This is a genomic window from Actinomycetota bacterium, assembly GCA_005774595.1.
Taxonomy (GTDB): Bacteria; Actinomycetota; Coriobacteriia; order Anaerosomatales; family D1FN1-002; genus D1FN1-002.
In genome coordinates this window covers 1-2,091 of the sequence record VAUM01000327.1, presented here as the reverse complement: position 1 = coordinate 2,091, position 2,091 = coordinate 1, and the positions used below count along the sequence as shown (strand labels likewise).

The 2,091-nt window shown below is 76.2% G+C and carries 3 protein-coding genes; 1 reads left to right on the top strand and 2 read right to left on the bottom strand.

Going from position 1 to position 2,091, the window contains the following annotated elements; translation table 11 throughout:
* Together cadA and FDZ70_09700 are read right to left on the bottom strand one after the other, a co-directional pair.
* Window positions 1–1,351 (bottom strand): cadmium-translocating P-type ATPase (gene cadA / locus FDZ70_09705; GenBank protein ID TLM69551.1); only part of this gene is annotated, 1,351 nt, incomplete at its 3' end.
* Between the two features lie 18 nt (window positions 1,352–1,369).
* Entirely contained in the window at window positions 1,370–1,639 is a 270-nt protein-coding gene (locus FDZ70_09700; protein TLM69550.1) for a heavy-metal-associated domain-containing protein, read from the bottom strand.
* On the opposite strand from FDZ70_09700, the gene FDZ70_09695 reads away from it, so the two are divergent.
* Window positions 1,526–2,091 (top strand): hypothetical protein (locus FDZ70_09695; protein TLM69552.1); only part of this gene is annotated, 566 nt, incomplete at its 3' end. The two genes, FDZ70_09700 and FDZ70_09695, sit on opposite strands and share 114 nt — an antisense overlap.

The window sequence follows — 2,091 nt, the reverse complement described above, 5'->3', positions numbered from 1 at the left end:
GCTGCACGCGCAACCCGAAGATCGTCGAGGAGGCCGCGCGCATCACCGCGCGGGCGAGCGGATGCGCCGAGTGCACCTCGAGCGCGGCAGCGGTCTCGAGCACGTCGGGCGCCGGAGAGCCGGCGAGCGCGACCACGTCCGCGACCTCCGGGCACCCGTACGTGAGCGTCCCGGTCTTGTCGAACGCGATCGCGCGCGCCTGCGCCGCCCGCTCGAGGTGCGCACCGCCCTTCACGAGCACGCCGTCGCGCGTGGCGCGCCCGATGGCCGAGACGATCGCGACCGGCGTGGACACCACGAGCGCGCACGGGCACGACACCACGAGCAGCACGAGCGCCCGGTAGAACCAGGTCTCCGCACCGCCCCAGTCGGCGCCGACGGCGCGGGCGAGCACGGGCGGGACGACAGCGAGCAGCGCCGCCGAACACACGACGGCCGGCGTGTACCAGCGGGTGAAGCGCTCGACGAGCGTCTGTACGGGTGCGCGCGACGCCTGCGCCTCCTCGACCATGTGCACGATCCGCGCGAGCGTGGTGTCCTCGGCCTCGGCGGTGACCTCGACCTCGAGCAGGCCGTTCGTGTTCAGCGTGCCGGCGAAGACCGTGTCGCCGGGCGCCTTGTCCGCCGGCACGGACTCCCCCGTGACCGGGGACTCGTCGACGGCCGAGGCGCCTTCGCGCACGACGCCGTCGAGCGGCACGCGGTCGCCCGGGCGGACCTGCACGCGCTCGCCGACCGCGACGTCCGCGGCGACGACCTCCTCGGCCTCACCGCCGCGCAGCACGCGCGCCGTCGGCGGCGCGAGGTCCATCAGGTCGCGGATCGAGCTGCGCGTGCGCTCGAGCGCGCGGGACTCGAGCATGCCGCCGACCGCGAAGAGGAACACCACCATCGCCGCCTCGGACCACTCACCGATCGCCATCGCGCCGAGCGCGGCGACGGTCATGAGCACGTTCATGTCGAGCACGCGGGCGCGGAGCGACACGAGCGCGCGCCGCACCGTCACCGTGCCCGACGCGGCCGCAGCGGCCGCGTAGAGCGCCGCGCTCGCCCACTCCGGCGCCGCGGCGAGGCGCACGAGCCACGCGAGCGCCATCAGCACGCCGCCGGCCGCCGCGGCCAGCTCGAACCGGTGCCGCGCGAGCCACGCCTCGACGCCCGCGTCCTCGGGCGCCTGCGGAGCGCGCCTGCCGCGCTCGAGCGGCTCGATGCCGTGGCCGCTCGCGCGCACCACCGCCTCCACGGCCGCCAGCGGTGAGGAGCCGGCCTCGTGCTCGATGAGCAGCGTGCCGCTCGCGAAGTTCACGTCGGCGAAGAGCACGCCCTCGACCTGCCCTGCGGACTTGGCCACGGCCCGCGCGCAGTCGGGTCAATCGAGGCCGCTGAGGCGGTACGCCGCATGCTCGATGCCGCCCGCCGCCTCGTGGGCCGCCCTCGCGAGCGCGGCGTCGATCTCGTCGGCGGTGACGAGGTCGGCGTCCCAGCACACCTCGACCGAGGCCGCCGAGGCGTCGCACGCGACGGACTGCACCCCCGGCACGGCCCGTACCGCCGCGCAGACGCGCTCCGCGCACCCGGGGCACGAGACCTGGGCGGGAGACAGTGCGGGGATCCTGAATGTGACGGTGCGGCAGGCCATACCGTCAGTATTCCCTGCCCGCGCCCGCGGCGCATCACCGCTTCGCGCACGCTACACTCCTGTCCAGCGCTCGAAGGGGGCCGAGTGGACGAGCTCCGCGTGCTGACGCAGGGCGAGGCGGACACCGAGGCGGCGGGGCCGAAGGCGGCCGTGCTCGCGCGGGCGGCCGCCGCCGGCATGCCGGTACCGCCGTTCTTCGTGGTGCCGGCCGATGCGCACCGCGAGCACGCCGCGCGCGCGGGCGTCACGGCGGCGCTGACGGAGACGGTGCCGCTCACGATCGCGGACGCTTCGCGCTTCCGGGAGGCGATCGCGGCCGCGCCGCTCGCGCCGGGCCTGCGCGAGTCGATCGCCGCGGCCCTCGCGACCCTCGGCGGGCCGCCTGTCGCGGTGCGGTCCTCGGGCACGGCCGAGGACCTCCCCGGGCTGTCGTTCGCAGGCCAGCACGGAAC

Bases quoted from the DNA above. Each gene is read 5' to 3' on its own strand.
- FDZ70_09700 (TLM69550.1), bottom strand. From the start codon at position 1,639: ATGGCCTGCCGCACCGTCACATTCAGGATCCCCGCACTGTCTCCCGCC.